This is a genomic window from Colwellia sp. MB02u-10 (genome assembly GCF_014077185.1).
In the GTDB taxonomy this organism is placed as follows: domain Bacteria; phylum Pseudomonadota; class Gammaproteobacteria; order Enterobacterales; family Alteromonadaceae; genus Cognaticolwellia.
This window is the reverse complement of record NZ_JACGVK010000119.1, coordinates 82,226-102,298: the sequence shown is the minus strand read 5'-3', so window position 1 is coordinate 102,298 and position 20,073 is coordinate 82,226. Positions and strand designations below refer to the sequence as shown.

Sequence of the window (20,073 nt, the reverse complement as noted above, 5' to 3'; positions counted from 1 at the left end):
GCAACTAAACAACGGACTATGATAATGGCAGTTGACATATATACTAAAGTAACTTGTTTTTATTGCATGAGAGCGAAAGCTTTACTTGATGATATGAAGGTTACTTACAACGAAATAAAAATTGATGGTGATGCACTATTGCGTGAAAAAATGATCACACGCAGTCAGGGCAGCGCAACAGTGCCACAAATATTTATTAACAACGAGCATATTGGCGGTTGTGATGAGTTACTTGCATTGCATGCGCAAGGAAAATTAGCTTCACTCTTAGCACAATAATATCAGTGAAAAACATAGAATAAAAATGCCTTAAAAAGGCGTAACTATATAGGAAATAATACAAAATGGCTGACGAAATTCAAAACGGCGCAGAAGCAACAACGGAACAACAAGCACCACAATTTGCTATTCAACGCGTTTATACCAAAGATATCTCATTTGAAACACCCAACTCACCGGCAATTTTTCAAAAAGATTGGAAGCCAGAAATACAGTTAGATATTGATACTAAATCAACTAAACTTGCTGATGATACTTATGAAGTAACTTTGTCGTTAACCGTTACGGCTAAAGTTGAAGACCAAACAGCTTTTCTAGCTGAAGTACAACAAGCCGGTATTTTTACCATAGGTAACTTGCCTGAAGCACAGTTAGCCCATACTATTGGTGCATTTTGTCCTACAACTTTATTCCCTTATGCGCGTGAATCAGTGGCGAACTTAGTTAGCCGTGGCTCTTTCCCACAAATTAACTTAGCACCGGTAAACTTTGAAGCTTTATTCGCCAACTATGTACAACAACGTGCAGCACAAGCGAATGCCGAACAAGCACCAGCAAGCACAGAAACTCACTAGTTTATGAGCCCTGATTCTGCAGCAATCTCCGTTATTGGCGCTGGCTCTTATGGCACAGCGCTAGCAATATGTTTAGCCCGTAATGGTCATAAAACATTGCTTTGGGGGCGTGATGCTCATCACGTTGCTGAAATGGCGAGTACACGCGCTAATGAAAAATATTTACCCGGTAGCCAGTTTCCAGAAGCATTAGTGGTTAGTGATGATTTGGCAAGCGTAGTCGCGGCCAGTAAAAATATTTTATTGGTGGTGCCGAGCCATGTATTTGGTGAAATGCTGGAGAAAATCAAACCTTATCTAAGAAAAGATACGCGTTTGGTCTGGGCTACTAAAGGTTTAGAGCACGATTCAGGGCGCTTATTGCAAGATGTAGCGCGAGAAATCTTAGGTAATGACATATCGTTAGCTGTGCTTTCTGGACCTACTTTTGCAAAAGAAATGGCCGCAGGATTACCAACGGCGATATCTTTATCTTCAACCGATGATGTCTTTGTTGAAGATATATCTAAATTATTACACTGCGGGCGAACCTTCCGTGTTTACAGTAATAGCGACTTTATTGGTGTGCAATTAGGCGGAGCCGTTAAAAATGTTATTGCCATTGGTGCCGGTATGGCTGACGGCATTGGCTTTGGTGCCAATGCACGAACGGCCTTAATTACCCGTGGCCTAGCCGAAATGACCCGCTTAGGTTGTGCATTAAACGCTGAACCGTCAACCTTTATGGGCATGGCAGGGCTAGGTGATTTAGTATTAACTTGTACTGACAACCAGTCACGTAACCGTCGTTTTGGCCTAGCGTTAGGCGCTGGCGCAGGTGTTGAGCAAGCGATTGCTGATATTGGCCAAGTGGTTGAAGGTTATCGCAACACCAAAGAAGTTTATATGCTGGCACAGCGCATGGGTGTTGAAATGCCGATTGTTGAGCAGGTTTACCAGGTACTTTATTGCGCTAAAGACGCCAGATTAGCCGCGGCAGATTTATTATCTCGTGACCGTAAATTTGAATAAGGTTAAATAAACCACATTTTTGGTGACTGAATAAATAGCGGGCAGTTTAAAGAATTACCAAGGTGAAAAATTACCCGTAGGCTCTGTGTATGTATGTAGGGTGGACTTTAGTCCATCAAGTTAAATGAAATTTAACGGTTTTCTCCATAAACTACATTAATTTTTCAATCTATATTTACAGATTATAAAAAATAATACCCGCTACAGATGTTTGTTTGCCCATCACCTTAATCCCCTGATCAACGTTCCACGGACTCAAGTCCGACCGACAATAAAATTCTGAACGTTGAAAATCACCTGTAGGCTCTATGTAGGTTGGACTTTAGTCCATCAAGTTAAATGAAATTTAACCAGCTTCAATATAAGGAGCATCAGGTTATAACGGACTTACTTTTACACTGAGTCTGCAAAGCCTAGCTGGCGCCATGCCTCATAGACAATCACAGCGGTAGCGTTTGATAAGTTCATACTACGGCTATCTTTTAACATAGGTATTCTGATTTTGTCTTGATCAGGTATTTGTTGTCTAACATCCTCGGGTAAGCCACCAGTTTCTGAGCCGAATAAAAGATAATCACCGGACTGAAAACTGATATCGCCATAATAACCGGTAGACTTTGTTGTCACTGCTAATATGCGCTTAGGTTGCTCACTTTCAATAAAACTTTGATAATTCGCATGGCGCTTAAGTGCCGCAAATTCATGGTAATCTAAACCGGCTCTGCGCAATTTTTTATCTTCTAGGTCAAAGCCGAGTGGTTCAATTAGATGTAACCTAAAGCCGGTATTAGCACATAGGCGAATTATATTACCCGTATTGGGTGGAATTTGAGGTTGAAATAAAACGACATCTAACATATCAAGTGCTTAATAAATTGTATAATTAAGTGGTATTATACCGTGCTTGATTCGGCTTTGCTTTATCTATGTTAAGCAATGTTAAGCAATATTTATTCATTAGGAGGACTTAGTGCAGGCTAACAAGATAGATTCAAACCAATATGCTTACTTAGTAAAGCTAGCAGCATTTGCGGCAACAGCAACGGCGTTGATTTTAGTGGTGTTGAAGCTTTATGCTTTTTTTGTCACTGATGCTAGTGCCATGTTAGCTTCTGCGACTGACTCGATTTTAGATTTATTCGCTTCCATCATGAATGTGGTGATTTTACGTTTCGCTTTGGCTCCGGCTGACAAAGAACATAAATTTGGTCACGGTAAAGCGGAGAGTTTAGCCGGATTGGTACAAGCTGCCTTTGTGTTGGGTTCAGCATTATTACTGGTGTTTAATGGTGTTGATCGCATTATTAATCCACAAGAAGTGGTGCGCACCGAAGTGGGTATTGTGGTCTCAATTATTGCTATTGTCTTGACCTTGTTGCTGGTGATACTGCAAAAATATGTGATTAACCGGACAAAATCTGTTGCTATCAGCGCCGATTCTTTGCATTATCAATCTGACTTAATTCTGAATTTAGGCGTGCTTGCGGCCCTGTTTTTAAGCCAAGGTTATTGGTTACAAGCGGATGGGGTTTTTACTGTTGCAGTCGCTATATTCCTGCTAATTGGCGCAGGTAAAATTATTTGGAATAGTGTTCATCACTTAATGGATCATGAACTTACTGAAGAAGAGCTTAATACTATTAAGAAAATTATTTTGGCGCATGAAGGCACTCATGGTTTACACGAGTTGAGAACACGACAAGCCGGGCCAGATCGTTTTATTCAATTTCATTTAGAGTTAGATGGTGAGTTATCTTTGTCAGAAGCTCATAGTATTGGCGAGGCCATTGAAACAGAAATTATTCTAGCCTTAGCACCCTGTGAGGTATTTATTCACCACGATCCTTTGTCAGTGTCTAACCACCAATAGGCTAAAGACGCAAAGGCCATGATTAAGACATAACTTCTTATGTTTTAGTCATGGGCTCTTGGCGTTTAGTTATGGGTTATTGATGTTGTGAAAACCATGTGATGGTTTTATCTATCGCGATATCCCGGTATTGGTCCACTTCAAAAAAAAGTTCGTGATAGGCGCCAGAGATGACTATGGGCTTACCGCCCGGGCAAGCACTGTGATTAAAGTTATTGAGTGTTAGGCAAAAGTTATCTTGAGCATGATTATCAACAATCTGTTCATTTTCTGCTTGCAACATTTGTATTGGTAGCGACAATTTTTCGATATCGATAAATAAATTATCCGAATTTATCATGGCTTGCTCTAGCCAATTAAAGGTGACTCCACCGAGTTTTAGTACTGGCTGGGCTTGATATAATGACTGAAAACGCTGAAAACGCTTTGCTGAATGCATTAAGCGATTTTGTGCAAATGAACTTTGATTACTATCACTTTGTCCAAAAAAATACCATGGTGTATTAGACAGCCAACGGTTTATTGTTGAGCCTGTTTTTATTAATGCTTTCGCTAACCAATCTGGCGTGTCGCCACTTGATATGGCTATCATGGGAGAGCTTAAACTTAATGCTTTGACCTTATGTGGGTATAGTTGCAGGTATCTTAATGCAATAGCGCCACCCATTGAATGTGCCAGCATAAAAGAGCTTTGCTGATGTTGTGGGTATTTTTCAGGTAAGACGTGGTGGAGTAATCGTTGTAAATCTTGCGCGTATTGATCAAAGTTTTCCACATAACCCTGTAAGTGGTTGGTTGTTAAGCGCATCGAAAGTCCTTGCCCACGATGATCAATGATAACGCTATCATAGCCTTGATTATCTAGGTCATAAGCCAACTCTTGATATTTTAGGTAACCTTCTGAACGCCCAGGTACAATAACAATATAAGGCTTTTGGGGACGTTTAAAGTTAGTGGCATAAGCGATGCGAATATTGTCATCTGTTTTGAATGATGCTTGAGTTACTGATTGCCAAAAGTTTTCAATGGCGGAAATTTTTTCTAAGGTAAGTGCTTGCTTACTCTCTAAGCTTTTTGCGTTGGTCATTGCTGAAATCCCTAAAGCTAGCCAAAAGAAAACTAGCGGATAAAGTTTTTTATGATTCATTCGTACTATTTTTACTGATATCAAGGGGTAACTCAATGGTAACCGTAAGACCATTCTCGTTATTGTTCTGCGCACTAATATTGCCATTATGCGCAACAATAGCTTGCTTAGCTATTGCCATGCCAAGCCCCGTGCCACCTGTGGCGCGATCACGTGATTGAGCAACCCGATAAAAGGGCTCAAATAACTTAGCTAAGTCCTCAGCGGGAACACCGATGCCAGTATCAATTATCTCGATAATAAAATGGCTGCTAGTTTTGTGTAAATGTACCTTTATCTGACCGTTTGTGTGGCTATATTTTATCGCATTAATTAAGATATTATTGATGGCACTGGATAATAAGTTTGGATCTGCTTGCAGCAGTGCTGATCTTTGACAGTCAAAGGTAATGGTTATTGATTTTTCATTAGCGATATATTGTGCGTCTTCAATGCAGAGGATTAATAGCTGTTTAAGATCGACAAACATCAATTCTATTTGGCTAATGGTGTTCTCCATTCTTGATAATGATAAAACATTAGCGATCATTTCGTCGAGCCGAGCGACCTCGAGTTCACATCGTTGTAAATGTTTGTGTAATAGTGCTTCGTTTATATTGTTTTGTTGAGCAAGCCCAAGTGCGATTTGCAATCGGGTCATGGGTGAGCGCAGTTCATGAGAAACATCGGCCATCAGTCTTTGATGAGCGCCAATGTTTTGCTCTAGCTTATCAGCCATTAAGTTAAAACTAATCGCACAAGCGCCAATTTCATCATTGCGTTGCGCTATTAAGGGAATGCGGGTGCTAAATTCACCATCACCAAAACGTGCGGCGGCTTTTTGCATAGCTATTAGAGGCTTGGTCAACGAGCGAGTCAGTAGCCAAAGTAAAATAGAGCTGATAATAATAGGAATAGCGAAACGCGGCCACGCGTGCATCCGGTCTAGGATGTTGCCAAAGGGAGGCTTTCTGTCGCGACTGGCAAGAAATAACTGATAGGGTATACCCGCAATATCAATCGTTAGCGGCCCAGTCATACGATAGAATTTAAACTTAACCGTAGTGAGGCTCTCGATATTATTCTCGATTAAAAACTGTTGTAAATTTTTTATTTGCCACTTATCAGTGGCGTATACGGCATGAGTTGAGATGTTTTTTAATAGTAATTCACGGCCTTCTTTTTGCGACAAAATGGCTAGCACTTTTTGTGGTGTGGCGATCAGGTTAGCTTTAATTTTTTGGCTAATTCGCTCTACTCTTGTAATATCAGAGTGATGCGTTGGGATAATAAAACTCTTGCTTCTAAATTGTTCAGATACCAACTTTGTGACACCAATGGTCAATAACACAATTAACCAAAAACAGATAAATAGCTTGGCACCAATAGAGGAAAACTTGCCGGCAATTTTAAACATTAATTTAATTCTCCAGTCAAGAAAATATAGCCGGCACTACGAATAGTCTTAAGTTTGTCGCTTGGGCTAAAAGGTAATAATTTTCGTCTGATATTACTGACATGCATATCAATACTGCGGTCAAACGCGCTTAATTTACGCTTTAGTACCTGTTCTGATATTTCACTTTTACTGACAATTCCCCCTGGCTTTGACATTAAATGCTCTATGATCAGATATTCAGTGCCGGTAAGTTCAATAAGTTGGTTATGGCAACTGACTTGACGGGTCGCATGGTTAAGTTTAACGCCGTTAACTTGCAGTGCGGTGTTTTGTTCTTTGCTATTTTTTACAATATCTATACGGCGAAGAATGGCGTTAATACGAGCAAGTAATTCACGATGTTGGAACGGCTTGGGTAAATAGTCATCTGCGCCAAGTTCTAAGCCTAATATTCGAGAGGCATTATCACCTTTGGCAGTTAGCATTAATATTGGGGTTTTGTGATTGCCACCCAGCGCTTTTAGCACTTCAAAACCGGTTAAGCCTGGCATCATCACATCTAATAAAATCAATGAAATTTTATCATCATAGGCTTTTTCTAATCCTGAGATGCCGTCATGGCAAGATATTAACTCAAAGCCTTCTGTAGCCAGATAATCAGATAATAACTCAGCAAGCTCTGTGTCATCGTCTATTAAGAGAAGTTTATGCTTTTTCATGGTTGCTCTCGTTAATCGCTAGGGTGAAGTATTCAGTACTTATACTCAAACCATTGAAACAAGGATGTTGAGGGCGTTTGGATATAAGCGAAACGGATTAATTATGTAGTCCAATTAGCATTATAATAACGTATAAGTTAAGCGCCAAGGGCTATCTTTACAAAACATTTACGTTGCTTTGCGTTTACTTTCGTTGCACAAATTATACTGGGGGTGAATTAATTGAGGAACAAACTTATGAACACACAAAAACTGTATTTAACAATAAAACCCCATGCGGCGATTGGCATACTTGTGCTTGGTATTATCAGCCTTAGTAGCTTTAGCGCCAATGCTATGGGTCACGAAAACAAACATCATAGCCATCACAATAGTCATCAACAGCATGAAGGTCCTGATAATCAGCAGGCAAAGCTGGAAAAACGCTTACATCACTTAGCTAAAAAGTTAGATCTAAGTCAAGCACAACAAAGTGAAATCAAGCTAATTTTTGTCAGTATGACAGAAGATAAACAGGCGAAAAAGCGCGCTATGTCAGACTTTAAAGCACAAGTGAAACCATTGCTGCAAGCGAGCGAATTTGATGAAAATCAGTTTGTAGCTATCTATGCCAAACATCAGCTGAATTTTCAACAGGCAGCAATGGAAAGGGCAAAAGTTCACCATGGTATTATGCAAGTGTTAACATCAGAGCAGCAGCAAGAGTTTTTAACTATGGGTAAACACCGTTAAATTTTACTCTAAAATACTAAAGGAGAATATTTTTGACATTGTGCTTTCTACTGCGCGGCCATTTTCTTTTGCAGGTAGAAAGCGCCATTTTTCCATGGCGTTACGAATGGTATTGCGAAAGTAGCTAACTTTGCTTTTAGACTCAAACTGAATGTCTTTAACTAGGCCATTTCGGTCTATACTAAACTTCACCATAATCTCTAATTCTATGCCTTTTCTTTGTGCTGAAGCCGGATATTTAGGTTCAGCTGAGTTTATTAGTCGCGCTGTTACCGTACTCGTTTTAAATGCCTGATGTTCGATGACACTCTTGTTTAATTGGCTTTGACTTAAGCGTGCACTACTCAATTTATTATCTGTCTGTTGTGGGTAGTTAGTACCAAATTGAGTTTGGTTTAATGCCTTTATTGGAGTATCCCTAGATGTTATTGGCTCGTTTAACAGTGAACTAACTTGTTGCTTATACGGGTTTGCCGCTGCGCCAACATATGTAGAGTCAGTGCGTTCAAATGCTAATGTTGAAATCGATTTTTTGCTTGCTATGTCTGGCGGTTGGTTAACTTGTGTTTCGTGTTGTAATTCTGCGTGATGTTGGGCTACATTTTTTTTATTATTTGCATTTACAGGCACAAAAGGTAACTCGTTATAATAGGAGCTAGTTGAATTATCACTTAAAACGTCAAGCTTACTTTTTGCTGTTATTTCGTTGTATTTTTGTTTTTTATCAATGGCTTGGGTTAAGTTCACTGCTTTTTTTACTGCCGGAAATTCACGAGTACTTGTGTGATCTCTAGCTAATAAATGGCTAGCAAGTGTGGTGTTGGCATTTGTTTGCTGAAAGGTTTCAAGGGGCGGCGTTATTGAGTTTTTATTTTGCACTGTTACAGAGTTATGCATTGTTACAGGGTTATGCAATGAAATACTCCCTGACTGTAGGTCAATAATCGGCAAGGTTAGCGAGTATTTAGATAAGAGAAAAATAATGCTGAATAAGATGGTAAATGAAGCAAGCCATTTGCCGGTGTCGGCAGTTTTTGTGCAGTGCTGCTGCTGGTCTAATAGTCGAACAACCCGTTGTTTTAAATCACCACCAGAAGCTGCCATAGCCATATTTGGAATGGTGTGATGGCGATGTTGCTCACACAAAGAAGCGGTATCTGCCAAGGTATGTGCATAGGCCAATGAACTACCACCATGTTGTACGGCAATGTCATCGCTACAATACTCTCTTTCGTTACGCATTTGTTTTGACACCCAATTAACTGCAGGATGAAAAAACAGTAATATTTCAACAAGCGTTTGTAAAAAATTGACCAAATAATCATGACGTCGAATATGTGCTAATTCGTGTAGCAAAAGCATATCTAACTGTTGAGGTGTTAAGCCTGACAACATACTAAATGGGATCAGCACCACAGGTTTTAGCCAACCTATTGCCATAGGTACATCGGTTTTTTGAGAAAGTAATAAGGCCACTTTTCTCGACAAGCCGACTTTAACAAGCAGCACATCAAAACGCTTTTGTAGTGCAATATCAACGGGAGTACAGCCCTGCAACGGCAGTTTATTAACATTGTACAGTTCTATGATTAACTTAAGCGCAAGTGTTGTAACAACAGTAAACCACAGCATAGCGACTAGAGGAAAATATTCTAACCATTCCATATACCAAGCATTTGCGGCTGTTTTTTCTAGATAAAAATTGTGATCCAGTAACGGCTGGGCATGAACAAAGTTTGTTACTTGACGAAAATCAGTATCGTAAACAAGAAAAAAAGTGATAATAGGTAAAATGAGGTTGGCTAACATCGCCACCGAGCTTAATGCGTAGCGTAATTGAGCTTTTTGATAGGATATTAGCGACAGTAAGGCTTTTAATACCACTGCAATTAGAACACCTTGCCATAAAAAATGGATAAGAGTTATGGTTAAAGCCGCCAATGATGGACTATGTATTAAGCTTTCCTCAATCATGCCTGTTTAAGTTACCTTTAAAGTCTTAGTTAATTAAGATTGTTGTTCTAATTCATTGAGTAACTGTCTAATATCTTCAATTTCTTCTTTGCTTGTTGAATTATCTAACGCTCGCATGACTAACTTTGATGTTGAACCACCAAAGGCTTTTAACACTAAATCTTTTAATAAAGACGATTGTGTTACCATCTCGCTATTCGAGGGCGCATAAACATGTGCTCGGTTGCTTTCGTCGCGAATAACTAAGGTTTTTTCGTGCATGATTTGTAATATTTTCAGTACAGTAGTATAACCAGTTTTTTGGCTTTGGCTAACCGTGTCATGGACTTGTCGAACTGTAGCTGGTCCGATTTTCCAAAGAATATTAAGCAGCGTTAGTTCCGCCTCTGTAGGCTTAATATTTGATTTATCTCGTAACATTGAGATTCCTTAAGGCAAATTTATTTAAAATTATACCAAGCGAACTAATTTTCTGCTTACTGTGAGAAGTAGTCAGTTTGGTATTGCTATACGAATATACTCGTATCTTATTATTGCTATCCTAGCTTGCGACGAATAAATGAGCAATAGTAATAGTTGAATTGCTCTATTTAATTGTCATTAGATTTAAATCATAAGTACTGAAAATATTTATTAGCCGATCGTGTGAATTATTGCTCTTACAGTACGGTGTGATCCCGGTGTAAAGTTTGTCAATATACCAATACAGGCGCGCCGCTTGCTAAAAAGCTAGCAGTGAGCTCTCAATAAACTCACCACTAGCCCTTGATGGGCAATTATTTGCATTTTGTGCAATGCCTATCACTGAGCTTTGAAGCGATGGGGTAAAATTTATGCACTGGCATCCAATGTCACTAAATCAGCATAATGTTCACCCAAGCGAGTTACTGTTTCTGGCCCCGCTTGCGGGTTAAATTTCACCATATTTGGCGCAAAAGTGGTGACAACAGTGGAGCCGAGTTTAAATCGACCCATTTCAGCGCCTTTCTCTAGTGTTATTGCCCCCGCGCCCTCTGTTGGATATTGCCAGCGAAATACATCTTTACCTGCAGGAGGTGTTATTGTGCCAGCCCAAATTGTTTCAATACTCGCGACTATGGTTGCGCCGACAAGCACCATCGCCATCGGGCCATGTGCGGTATCAAACACTGTGACTACGCGTTCATTACGGGCAAATAAGTTGGGTACATTATTGGCGGTTAACGGGTTTACTGAAAACAAATCACCGGGCACGTAAATCATTTCTCGCAAGGTGCCGGTAATCGGCATGTGAATACGGTGGTAATCTTTTGGGGCCAGATAAATACATGAAAATTCACCATCTTGAAAAGGTGCTGCAGTTGCTTGATCGCCTCCCAGTAAGGTTTCCAAACTGTAGTTAAAACCTTTCGCTTGAATAAGTTGCCCTTGTACAATCGGCCCTTGTTGACTAATGGCACCATCAACAGGATAACAAATAGTGTTTGGATCTGCGATTATAGTGCGTGCGCCTGCTTCTAATTCACGGGTGAAAAAGTCATTAAAGGTGGTAAAGTCAGTGGCGTTTTTTAACTTAGCTTCTGCCATATTAATGTCATAAGCTTTGATAAAATAACTAATGGCCTTAGTGGTAAGCCAGCCAGCTTCTGCCGCGGCAAATTTACCCACCAGTCGCGAAATTGCATGTTTTGGCATCAGGTGTTGTAGGGCGATTTTCAATTTATTAACTAGCACTATTTTTTCCTTATTATGGGGTTAACTGTCTTAATCATTAAAGCGTGAGGTTAGGGTATTATCACCTAAACTGGCTAATATTTTTTGGAAACTGGCTAAGCGCTCTGGGAATATCTTGCCTTCATCTTTCGCCGCAATTAAGGCACAGCCGGGATCGGTTTGGTGTTTACAGTCACGAAATTTACAGGTCCCTATGTAGGGGTCAAATTCGATAAAACCATTACTGACTTGTATGGGTGATAAATGCCACAAGCCAAATTCTCGTATACCGGGTGAGTCAATCAGATCGCCACCTTGTTCAAAATGATATAATCGAGCAACCGTTGTGGTGTGCTGACCCAGCCCTGAATTTTCTGAGACAATTTTAGTGACGACACCTAATTCAGGCATCAAAGTATTAGTCAGCGTTGACTTACCGACGCCAGACTGACCGACAAATACACTGGTATGTTGGCTAAGTTGACACTTTAACTCGGCAATACCTTCACCAGTTTCGTTACTCATGTAAGTCACTTGGTAACCAATTTTACGGTAAATATTAAGTTGATTTTCAATTTCATCACGATTGCTATCATCGAATAAATCAATTTTATTCAATAAAATAACTGGAGTAATACCGGTTTGTTCAGCTGCGACTAAGTAACGATCAATAATGTCGGCATTAAAGGCTGGTAACACGGATGAAACAATCAGTATCTGGCTAATATTGGCCGCAATAGGCTTAACACCGTCGTAAACGTCAGGGCGACTCAGTACCGACTCACGCTCATGAACGGCTTCAATTACGCCTGAAATACTGTGTTGCGTTTCTTTGCCTTTACGCCAAAGCACTTTGTCACCACAAACCAAGGAAGCAATACTGCGGCGCATATTACAACGAAAAATTTCACCATCGCTGCCCTCTACATCAGCATGTTGGCCAAAACGACTAATGATAGTACCGGTTTCAACTGCAGCGAGTTCATCATCTTGCCATTGTACTTTTTCAGTAGATTTACGTAATTTCTTACTTTGGTTCGCTTTGATTTGTCGCGTTTGACCTTTGGTTAATTTTTTGGCTTTAGCCACAAGTTATTCTCTTTTTATGTTAACTCAGAATTTGTATTTTTAATCTCTATTGGCAACAGATAAATAAATTTAATCGTGTTACCTTCTGCCGTATTATATACTCAAGTAGCGCTTAAATGCATGTGTAATCGTGCCTTTACAGCCACACTCTCTGTAGTTTATCTGCTAATATATATAATTTGATCAACAGTAAATAACGTAGGAATGACAATGAACGCTAACGATAGCAATTTAATTTGGTTAGATTTAGAGATGACCGGCCTTGAACCTAGTACTGACGTTATTTTAGAAATTGCGACCATCATTACCGATAGCCAACTTAATATTTTGGCTGAAGGCCCAGTGTTTGCTATTCATCAAAGTGATGAAATATTAAATAATATGAATCCTTGGTGTATCGAGCATCATGGCCAATCAGGTTTAACCCAAAGGTGTCGAGAAAGTAGCACGAGTTTAGCGCAAGCAAGTGCTGAAACCTTAGCATTTTTTAAGCCACATGTTACACAAGGTAAATCGCCTATGTGTGGTAATAGCATTGGGCAAGATAGACGCTTTATTAATAAATACATGCCGGAGTTTGAAGATTACTTTCACTATCGTAATCTTGATGTCAGCACAGTAAAAGAGTTGGCCCGTCGTTGGAAGCCAGAGGTATTAGGCAAAGTGGTTAAAACGGGAGCACATTTAGCCATGGATGATATTCGTGAATCAATTGCTGAATTGAAAGTTTATCAGGAACATTTTTTTAAGCTGTAGTAGCGGCATTTAAAACTGAGTAAAGCATATAATTAGACGCATTAGCGTCTTTTTTATGCCCATAATTCACTGATATACTCTGGCCTTCGAGGTGTTTTTCGAGCTTAATCTCGCTCCTACATGTCGCTCATCGTTTCCAGTTATTTAAACACCTTCGCGTTGTTGTTAGCCATTCATTACTGCGCAGTATTAGTCATCGTAGTGATTTTTCTATATTAGGCTGATAACTTATATGGCGGTTAGGCGGTGGTTTTAAGTAATTATAATTTCAATTTTAAAGCGTAATAAGATAAAAAACTTGAAGGTCTGACCAGTTTGCTTGACAATCATTAACGCATTTTGCAAAACATTTATCTAGGATATTTATGGTTAATCGCTTTAGTCGAATCGTTAAAAAAATTAAAAAGTTACCGAAAATCAGTCATTCATTTTTGTTAACAAAATTATTTTGCTCTCAGGTTAAATACGCCAGCACGTCAAAGGTCACTCTGGTCGATATAGAGCAGCAGCAAGTTAAGTTGTCCATGGTCAATCGCAAAAGAGTACAAAATCATATTGGTGGTGTGCACGCTATTGCCGCGGCGTTATTAGCTGAATCGGCGACAGGTATCGTTTTTGGTTTGAATTTACCCGATAGCTGTCTGCCTTTATTAAAGTCGATGACGATTAATTATCAGCGCAGAATGCAGGGAGATTTAACCGCTATTGCAAGCATTTCAGATCAGCAAATTGCATTATTGACCCAAGAAAAGGGCAATATGGACATTGCGGTTACCATCACTGATGAATCAGGCGAACAGCCAATTGAATGTATAATGACATGGGCATGGATCAGTAAAAAAACCAAAAATTAATAAGCGCTAACCATCATAAACATTAAAAATGCATGTGGCTTAAGGTAATACTAAGTAATCGCTGATTTATTTCAGTGCGCTGTGGTTAAACTTTGGCACTTATTGGACCTTAGCTCGTTACCGTTGATTTATCCCGGCTTGATCTTACTTCCTAGTTTAACGCTGAAACTGCAGCTGGTAGTGGAACGGGTATATATAGGTTAAGATAAAATGCTCTGCTGGCATGATTAATCTTTGCTAATTAACCTTAAAGCCATACACTCTTAATGGTATAACTAATTTATGCTGAGTTATTACACCATACAGCTTGGCGTAACTGGGTTATATAAGTATGTAAACATATTATATATTTGATTTATTAGGATATTACCCAAGCATGGATTCAACACTGCCGCTATATCGTCAGCTTAGCCGTCAATTTTTTTTATTGGCCTTGAGCTTTACTTTACTTTTTTTGCTGGGGTTTTGGTTGTACTTTCAATCGGAACAAGATTTAGCGCTAGTTAACTATCAACAATTGCCTGCCCTTGAACAGCACCATCAACGACAATTGTTATTAATTAAAAATAATCGCTTACTCAATGACATGCTCGATAGTAGGTCGGCGCTAAAATTTGATGAAAGTTATCAAACGCTAAATGAAAATTTAAAAAATATTTCTGCGTTAAGTCAAAACAATAAGCAGTTATTAGCGCAGTTAACTCAGCGTTTAAAAATGCAGGCAGAAAATGTCACACGTTTAACTGAAAGTGCTCGACGAAACCTTCAACTTAAAGACAGTGTCATTATTCAATTGACCCTAGTGACTGATAGTTTATCTCATTTAATCGCTGAGCAAACAAGCCAGCAAAATGACTTATATCGTCAAGTCAGCCAAGACAACTTATCCAAGCGGGTAATTACCATACGGGCGAAGGCATTAAGTAACTTAGTGAATAGCCTAAATATTAATCGTGAGTTGCATCAAGGTATCATTGATACTTTAGTGATGTTTAACCAACTTGATTTACAGTATGATTTAGTCGAATTTAATTATATTCAGCAAGAAATTCAACGCGATATAATGCGTTGGCTGGAAATTTACAGTCATGTGATAAATGAAGATTCAACTAAAAAAGCATTGGTTGAAAAAATATCAGTGCTTAATAGCTTGTTGTTTTATGAGCAAAAAACTTTTGCAAAATGGCGTGGTCAATTACGCAGGGCAGTTGATTTGCAGGCTGAATTAACAAAACAGAAAGCTGAGTTAATCCCCTTACTTGATAACAAATTTGTCGTGCAACCCCTTAAACCATCGCTTATCAAACAACAGCTCTTCGCATGGTTGGTCAAGGCTAATATTGACGTGCAGCCTAAGCATTATAGTTGGCTTATTGCCGGTGTTTTTGTTTTACTTAGCCTAATTTTTATCAGTTTACTTTTCAGTTTACGAAGAAAAATCAAGCACTTTGGTATACAAAGTACCGCTATCGTTGAAGAGTTTGTGACTACAGGTCATGTGGTAGCAGAAATACCTGGGCTTGAAGTCACAGCAATGCTTAATGCTATTAAGCAACTTTCTCAACCTTTACATCGTGAAGCCGACTTTAAACAGCAGCAGCAGCAACACCAAAGGCAAATAGTCTTTATGTCTCGTCATAGCGAGGTTGTTTTTTGGCAAATGCCTTTGCGGTCAGAAAAAAAGCAACAACAATTGTCAGCCTTACTCGGTGTTGACGTTAACACTCAACATTGGCGTCAGTGCTTTAGTCGGATAGATGTTCGGGCTATTTTGTCTCTTGCGCGACAAGCCAAAAAGCATCCGGGTGTTGAAAAAATTTCGTTAATGAGCAATCAAGAAAAAGCCCTGGCTTTAACGCTTGAATATGTTGGTGGTCTTTGGTGTGGCAGTTTATCTAATGCAGAAGAATATCAAGTGCTTAAAGATAGTAATGCACAGTTACAACAACAAATTAAACAGCAAAATCAAACAGATAAGCTTGCTATTATTACCCGTAGCGACAAAGTTTTAGGCCTAGTGAATAGCCTAATGCTACAAAGGCAGTTAGTGTCGATCACTCAGGGCGACGAACAACTTGCCTACCAGCAATTACGACAATTAGCGCGCTGGGGTGAACAACAAAAAACCTGTGCCCAATTACGTCTAAGCGATTTTGTCTTGACCTTATCTAGAGTAACACTTGCTAATGAAATGCATACAGTTTTAGCCAATGTTAGTGTGGCTGTAGTGCCAAGTAACAACTGCATTTATTTGCACATGGCAGAGAATCTAGCCTCTTTGGTGACACTTGAAAGTGAATTGTTTCAGGCCATGATAGCGACAATATGTCATAAGATGCTAACCGAGCAGCGGGGTGCTGAGCTTAATATCGCTTTGCAAGTTATTGACGTAAATAGCGGCCAACAAACCGTGCAGATAAGCTTTTTTCTTAACAAGCCATCTGATGCACAGATGCTATCTCAGGTGATTAACGAGTTAGCGTTCGATGATGAAATAACGGCTGACTTTGCTCATGCTACTGAGCATTATTTACGAGATTTGCAGTTAGTTTTTAATGTCAGTAATAAAGCTAGTCAACTGTTAGAATCGGCTGGAAAATTTTCTTTTGAATTTTCGTTAACTATTGCCGAAGAGCTGAATAAATCTAGCGAACACCCGCAAGTAAACTTAACTAAGTGTGAGCTTTTAGTTATTGCCACTGACAAAGTTAGCCGTGAAAGAATTTGTCATCAACTCGGCCAAAGCAAAGCCATAGTGGAAACAATGCAAGATTTGTCACTATTTCGTCGCCAAATGAGTATAAAACACCTAATGAAGTATCGCTTGGATGTGATTATTTTATCGCCTGAAGTCTACTGTTCAGATTATGATTTGATCACCCAACACTTGTCGAGTTTGCCCGCTAAAATACAACCTAAAATATTAGTTATTCAGCCACTTAACTGTACTAGATTACAAAGAGCAGGATTGTTTTCAGCCAGTAATTTACCTTGGTTTGCCGGTGAGTTAATCACCAATATTATCGCGTTGTTAAGTAATAACAACCAGATTAACTTATTAGTTGAGCCAGAGATTTTCTCACCTTATCGTTTTATACCTAGCCAAGTTGAAGTTTTACTGGGTGTGATCACGGTCAGTAAACATCAAGTTTTGCTGAGAATATTGCATTGGCTTGGTTTACAGGTGACTGTGGTTTCTCAACAAGAACAGCTCGAACACTTATGGCAGTCAGGGCGTTACTTAGTGGCTATTTGTGAGTTTTCCATTTTTAATCATACTGTTAATAGCACTGTTAATAGCACTGTTAATAATACATTGACTCCTGTTCGTGGCGTGTTTGCTTTGAGTAATAATAAAGATAAGTCAGACGATTTTTTCCACAAATGTAACTTACCAACGTCTTGGCATAGTGGCTATTTAGCCCCAATATTAGATATTCAACAATTAATTCAGCAATTATCTCCTTGGTTAAAGTCAGCTGCAGGCACGGGTGAAAATGAAGCCATATTAGCCTCACCGGCAGGTAAGCAAGATAATAAGTACAGTGTCATGTCAAATACTGTGCCTGATAAGAGCGATGTGACTGGTGAGCAAGTATTGAATATGGCTGATATTGAGCAGTCGTTAGACTTCTCTTTTGGCTTTGAGCAAATAAATAAACCAACAGCAGAGGCTTTGGATTTAAAACAATACGCAGAAAATCAAGGCTCTGCTGAGTTAGCCGCCTTTATGTTAGATGAATATTTAGCAGACATTAGCACCAATATCCAAGCGTTAAGTTCTGCACTAGCGGCGCAAGACTACCGCCTCGCTTTAGCGCTTTTACAGTCGTTAACTACCTTAGCGAATGTTATTGCCGCCAGACCTTTATTGGCGCAATGTCGACAGTTAAGTCAGTTGCTCAGCCCAAAAGCGTTAAATGGCGATTTTTCAGTAGCAGAAAAAGAGCCATTGCAACGTCAGCTAAATCACCTCAAACTATGTCTATTACAGCTAACTGAATTTGCAGAAGCGATATGAGTGTTCAATACTACCAGTCAAAAGACAAAGTTAAAGATGTTGCTAGCCCTTGTGTAAGTCATTGTTGCCTCAACGAGGACGATGTTTGTTTAGGCTGCTTTCGCAATATTGATGAAATTATGACATGGCGCCAGCTTGATGTAGCGGCAAAAAAAGAGGTACTTAACCAGTGCCGACAACGTCAACAACAATATGGAAAGTAGCAGGCTAAGACAATAGCCAGTAAGGTAAATCATGCAAGATGTTGAAAAAAATACCTTAGCGCAACTTGATCAACTTAATGTTTTAGTTATCGACGATAACCTGCTAGTACATAGTGTTTTAAAACAAATCCTATTTACGCTTGGTATAAAGGAAGTGCGTTGTGTGCAAAATGCCTATTATGGTCTTAGGTTGTGCGATGAAATGCATTTTCATATTATTATTTGCGCCTTTAATATTAAAAGCGACAAAGACGGTTTTCACTTATTAGAAGAATTGAAATTTAAAGGCCATGTAACTAAAACTACGGTATTAATATTCCTCAGTACAGAAACCAATGAAGCATTGGTAAACTCTATCATCGAGTTACAACCCGATGACTTTTGGACAAAACCGTTAGCGATAAAAAAAGTGAGAACCCGCTTCATCGCGATATTAAAGGTCAAGCAAGTGCTTTTTAATATCAACAATGCAATAGACAAAAAAGCCTACGCCAAAGCACTTTATTTTGCCGATCGACACCTACAAAATGACAAGTTAGCCCATTATCATCCTAATATTAACCGCATTAAAGGTGAGTCATATCTTTCCTTGCTCGAGTTTGAAACCGCAGAATCTTTTTATCGGAGATTATTTAAAACCTATAAATACTCCTGGGTGTATTTAGGTTATGCCAAGTCCTTATTAAAGCAAGGTCGCTTGGGTGAAATTAGCGATATGCTAAACAGCTTGATTGATAAGCCAGACACACGTTTTGGTGCTCACGATATGATGGCGCAGTATTTCATCGAACAAAAACAATACCAACAGGCCTATGAAGAAATTAAAAAAGCCATGGCACTGGCACCGAGAAATATTGAACGTAATAGAAAGTCGTGGGATTTAGCCCGCTTAACTCATGATTATAAAGGGCAATATGTCGCGACGCGCAACATAGTACAACAAGCGAAAAACTCCATTCATGACTCCCCCGAACTTTTATTGAATGTGATCAGAGCGGGTATTGATCTTGCTTGTGCAACTCCTGATGACAGTGCCAATGAAATATTGCGGCAAACGGATCGTTATATCACACAATTTGAGCATGACTGTCAAGATGTGAGCCTTTTTAAGCAACAATTATTAGTGGTTAAAGCTAGGTTACACAATGTCCGTAATGAACAAGTTAAAGCGATAAAATTAGTTGAAAATCATGTGTCGCTTATACCTAGCGCAGTAGTAGAGGATAATTTAGATCGGGTGAAAGTATTGCATGAGTTAGGTATGCGTGAAGAGGCCATAAAACTGCTTGAAGCTATCAATAATCAAATTGCCGGTAACTCGTTGAATAGCCAAGTGGTTAGGCATTACATAGCGCAAGAAAGCCAACAGCGTGAAGATATACACTTTACTGCCAAAGAACTTAACTGCATGGCGGTTGAGCACTTTCAGAAGAATCGATTACTACCGGCGTTAAAGGCCATTAAACAAGCATTACAATTGAGTCCAAATAATGTCAAATTACTGTTTAGCGAATTAAAAATATTGATAAAAATTAAGCAAGAAGATCAGGACACAGCTGAGCATCAGGTGTCAGTAGAGGGTATTCTCGCTGTGCTTTCAACGCTAAACTTGGAAGGTAAAGGCCTGGCAACGCTGAACGAATTAACGCTGAAATGGCAAAAATTAAACTAGTGGCAAACGCGATGATTGTTACCAATGACACTAATTTCCTGATCATTTCATCTGGGTAAAACAATCCACTACTGCGTTATTAAAATAAAGGCCATGGTTTT

Annotated in this window: 18 protein-coding genes; 10 read left to right on the top strand and 8 right to left on the bottom strand. The window is 39.3% G+C overall.

Annotated features, from left to right (window positions below; translation table 11 throughout):
- Window positions 1-18: 18 nt before the first annotated feature.
- The 3 genes from grxC (at window position 19) to gpsA (ending at window position 1,865) form a co-directional block, all read left to right on the top strand.
- Complete coding sequence (grxC, locus tag H4J59_RS10795) at window positions 19-279, top strand: glutaredoxin 3 (RefSeq protein WP_220469790.1); 261 nt, start codon at window positions 19-21, stop codon at window positions 277-279.
- A gap of 65 nt (window positions 280-344) precedes the next feature.
- On the top strand, window positions 345-854 hold the full coding sequence (gene secB, locus H4J59_RS10790; RefSeq protein WP_182137297.1) for a protein-export chaperone SecB: 510 nt from the start codon (window positions 345-347) through the stop codon (window positions 852-854).
- 3 nt (window positions 855-857) lie between these two features.
- Complete coding sequence (gene gpsA / locus H4J59_RS10785; RefSeq protein WP_182239253.1) at window positions 858-1,865, top strand: NAD(P)H-dependent glycerol-3-phosphate dehydrogenase; 1,008 nt, start codon at window positions 858-860, stop codon at window positions 1,863-1,865.
- A 393-nt stretch (window positions 1,866-2,258) separates the two neighbouring features.
- Here gpsA and trmL read toward each other — a convergent pair whose 3' ends face one another.
- On the bottom strand, window positions 2,259-2,723 hold the full coding sequence (gene trmL, locus H4J59_RS10780) for a tRNA (uridine(34)/cytosine(34)/5-carboxymethylaminomethyluridine(34)-2'-O)-methyltransferase TrmL (RefSeq protein WP_182186235.1): 465 nt from the start codon (window positions 2,721-2,723) through the stop codon (window positions 2,259-2,261).
- Between the two features lie 112 nt (window positions 2,724-2,835).
- On the opposite strand from trmL, the gene H4J59_RS10775 reads away from it, so the two are divergent.
- On the top strand, window positions 2,836-3,735 hold the full coding sequence (locus H4J59_RS10775; RefSeq protein WP_310733183.1) for a cation diffusion facilitator family transporter: 900 nt from the start codon (window positions 2,836-2,838) through the stop codon (window positions 3,733-3,735).
- 76 nt (window positions 3,736-3,811) lie between these two features.
- Here H4J59_RS10775 and H4J59_RS10770 read toward each other — a convergent pair whose 3' ends face one another.
- From H4J59_RS10770 to H4J59_RS10760, 3 genes are read right to left on the bottom strand one after another with little or no spacing between them, the layout of a single operon-like run.
- Window positions 3,812-4,882 carry an alpha/beta fold hydrolase gene (locus tag H4J59_RS10770; RefSeq protein WP_182239251.1) on the bottom strand — a complete coding sequence of 357 codons (1,071 nt, stop codon included), beginning with the start codon at window positions 4,880-4,882 and terminating at the stop codon, window positions 3,812-3,814.
- Window positions 4,872-6,278 (bottom strand): ATP-binding protein, encoded by a 1,407-nt coding sequence (locus tag H4J59_RS10765; RefSeq protein WP_182239249.1) that lies wholly within the window; start codon window positions 6,276-6,278, stop codon window positions 4,872-4,874. Before H4J59_RS10765 ends, H4J59_RS10770 begins: the two co-directional genes overlap by 11 nt.
- The gene (locus H4J59_RS10760; RefSeq protein ID WP_182239247.1) at window positions 6,278-6,979 is read right to left on the bottom strand and encodes a response regulator transcription factor; all 702 of its coding nucleotides are present in this window, start codon (window positions 6,977-6,979) and stop codon (window positions 6,278-6,280) included. The genes H4J59_RS10765 and H4J59_RS10760 overlap by 1 nt, the downstream gene beginning before the upstream one ends.
- A gap of 237 nt (window positions 6,980-7,216) precedes the next feature.
- On the opposite strand from H4J59_RS10760, the gene H4J59_RS10755 reads away from it, so the two are divergent.
- Window positions 7,217-7,711, top strand: coding sequence for a Spy/CpxP family protein refolding chaperone (locus H4J59_RS10755; protein WP_182239245.1), 495 nt, complete (start codon window positions 7,217-7,219; stop codon window positions 7,709-7,711).
- Window positions 7,712-7,714: 3 nt separating this feature from the next.
- Here the strand turns inward: H4J59_RS10755 and H4J59_RS10750 are convergent, their stop codons facing one another.
- The 4 genes from H4J59_RS10750 to rsgA form a co-directional block, all read right to left on the bottom strand.
- Window positions 7,715-9,685 carry a M56 family metallopeptidase gene (locus tag H4J59_RS10750; RefSeq protein ID WP_182239244.1) on the bottom strand — a complete coding sequence of 657 codons (1,971 nt, stop codon included), beginning with the start codon at window positions 9,683-9,685 and terminating at the stop codon, window positions 7,715-7,717.
- Window positions 9,686-9,718: 33 nt separating this feature from the next.
- Entirely contained in the window at window positions 9,719-10,105 is a 387-nt protein-coding gene (locus H4J59_RS10745) for a BlaI/MecI/CopY family transcriptional regulator (RefSeq protein ID WP_182137305.1), read from the bottom strand.
- A gap of 411 nt (window positions 10,106-10,516) precedes the next feature.
- Complete coding sequence (asd, locus tag H4J59_RS10740) at window positions 10,517-11,359, bottom strand: archaetidylserine decarboxylase (RefSeq protein ID WP_182239373.1); 843 nt, start codon at window positions 11,357-11,359, stop codon at window positions 10,517-10,519.
- Between the two features lie 69 nt (window positions 11,360-11,428).
- The gene (gene rsgA / locus H4J59_RS10735) at window positions 11,429-12,466 is read right to left on the bottom strand and encodes a small ribosomal subunit biogenesis GTPase RsgA (protein WP_182239242.1); all 1,038 of its coding nucleotides are present in this window, start codon (window positions 12,464-12,466) and stop codon (window positions 11,429-11,431) included.
- 210 nt (window positions 12,467-12,676) lie between these two features.
- On the opposite strand from rsgA, the gene orn reads away from it, so the two are divergent.
- From orn to H4J59_RS10710, 5 genes are all read left to right on the top strand, one after another.
- Window positions 12,677-13,222 carry an oligoribonuclease gene (gene orn, locus H4J59_RS10730; RefSeq protein WP_182195824.1) on the top strand — a complete coding sequence of 182 codons (546 nt, stop codon included), beginning with the start codon at window positions 12,677-12,679 and terminating at the stop codon, window positions 13,220-13,222.
- 365 nt (window positions 13,223-13,587) lie between these two features.
- Window positions 13,588-14,076, top strand: a complete 489-nt coding sequence (locus H4J59_RS10725; protein WP_220469789.1) for a DUF4442 domain-containing protein — start codon at window positions 13,588-13,590, stop codon at window positions 14,074-14,076.
- Between the two features lie 376 nt (window positions 14,077-14,452).
- The gene (locus tag H4J59_RS10720; protein ID WP_182239240.1) at window positions 14,453-18,097 is read left to right on the top strand and encodes a hypothetical protein; all 3,645 of its coding nucleotides are present in this window, start codon (window positions 14,453-14,455) and stop codon (window positions 18,095-18,097) included.
- The gene (locus H4J59_RS10715) at window positions 18,094-18,300 is read left to right on the top strand and encodes a DUF1289 domain-containing protein (RefSeq protein ID WP_182239238.1); all 207 of its coding nucleotides are present in this window, start codon (window positions 18,094-18,096) and stop codon (window positions 18,298-18,300) included. The genes H4J59_RS10720 and H4J59_RS10715 overlap by 4 nt, the downstream gene beginning before the upstream one ends.
- Window positions 18,301-18,331: 31 nt before the next feature.
- Complete coding sequence (locus H4J59_RS10710; RefSeq protein WP_182239236.1) at window positions 18,332-19,972, top strand: response regulator; 1,641 nt, start codon at window positions 18,332-18,334, stop codon at window positions 19,970-19,972.
- The last annotated feature ends 101 nt before the right edge of the window (window positions 19,973-20,073 follow it).

What these genes read in the sequence shown, in the direction of transcription:
- grxC (WP_220469790.1), top strand. Translation starts at nt 19, where the DNA reads ATGATAATGGCAGTTGACATATATACTAAAGTAACTTGTTTTTATTGC.
- secB (WP_182137297.1), top strand. Translation starts at nt 345, where the DNA reads ATGGCTGACGAAATTCAAAACGGCGCAGAAGCAACAACGGAACAACAA.
- gpsA (WP_182239253.1), top strand. Translation starts at nt 858, where the DNA reads ATGAGCCCTGATTCTGCAGCAATCTCCGTTATTGGCGCTGGCTCTTAT.
- trmL (WP_182186235.1), bottom strand. Translation starts at nt 2,723, where the DNA reads ATGTTAGATGTCGTTTTATTTCAACCTCAAATTCCACCCAATACGGGT.
- H4J59_RS10770 (WP_182239251.1), bottom strand. Translation starts at nt 4,882, where the DNA reads ATGAATCATAAAAAACTTTATCCGCTAGTTTTCTTTTGGCTAGCTTTA.
- H4J59_RS10765 (WP_182239249.1), bottom strand. Translation starts at nt 6,278, where the DNA reads ATGTTTAAAATTGCCGGCAAGTTTTCCTCTATTGGTGCCAAGCTATTT.
- H4J59_RS10760 (WP_182239247.1), bottom strand. Translation starts at nt 6,979, where the DNA reads ATGAAAAAGCATAAACTTCTCTTAATAGACGATGACACAGAGCTTGCT.
- H4J59_RS10755 (WP_182239245.1), top strand. Translation starts at nt 7,217, where the DNA reads ATGAACACACAAAAACTGTATTTAACAATAAAACCCCATGCGGCGATT.
- H4J59_RS10750 (WP_182239244.1), bottom strand. Translation starts at nt 9,685, where the DNA reads ATGATTGAGGAAAGCTTAATACATAGTCCATCATTGGCGGCTTTAACC.
- H4J59_RS10745 (WP_182137305.1), bottom strand. Translation starts at nt 10,105, where the DNA reads ATGTTACGAGATAAATCAAATATTAAGCCTACAGAGGCGGAACTAACG.
- asd (WP_182239373.1), bottom strand. Translation starts at nt 11,359, where the DNA reads ATGCCAAAACATGCAATTTCGCGACTGGTGGGTAAATTTGCCGCGGCA.
- orn (WP_182195824.1), top strand. Translation starts at nt 12,677, where the DNA reads ATGAACGCTAACGATAGCAATTTAATTTGGTTAGATTTAGAGATGACC.
- H4J59_RS10725 (WP_220469789.1), top strand. Translation starts at nt 13,588, where the DNA reads ATGGTTAATCGCTTTAGTCGAATCGTTAAAAAAATTAAAAAGTTACCG.
- H4J59_RS10720 (WP_182239240.1), top strand. Translation starts at nt 14,453, where the DNA reads ATGGATTCAACACTGCCGCTATATCGTCAGCTTAGCCGTCAATTTTTT.
- H4J59_RS10715 (WP_182239238.1), top strand. Translation starts at nt 18,094, where the DNA reads ATGAGTGTTCAATACTACCAGTCAAAAGACAAAGTTAAAGATGTTGCT.
- H4J59_RS10710 (WP_182239236.1), top strand. Translation starts at nt 18,332, where the DNA reads ATGCAAGATGTTGAAAAAAATACCTTAGCGCAACTTGATCAACTTAAT.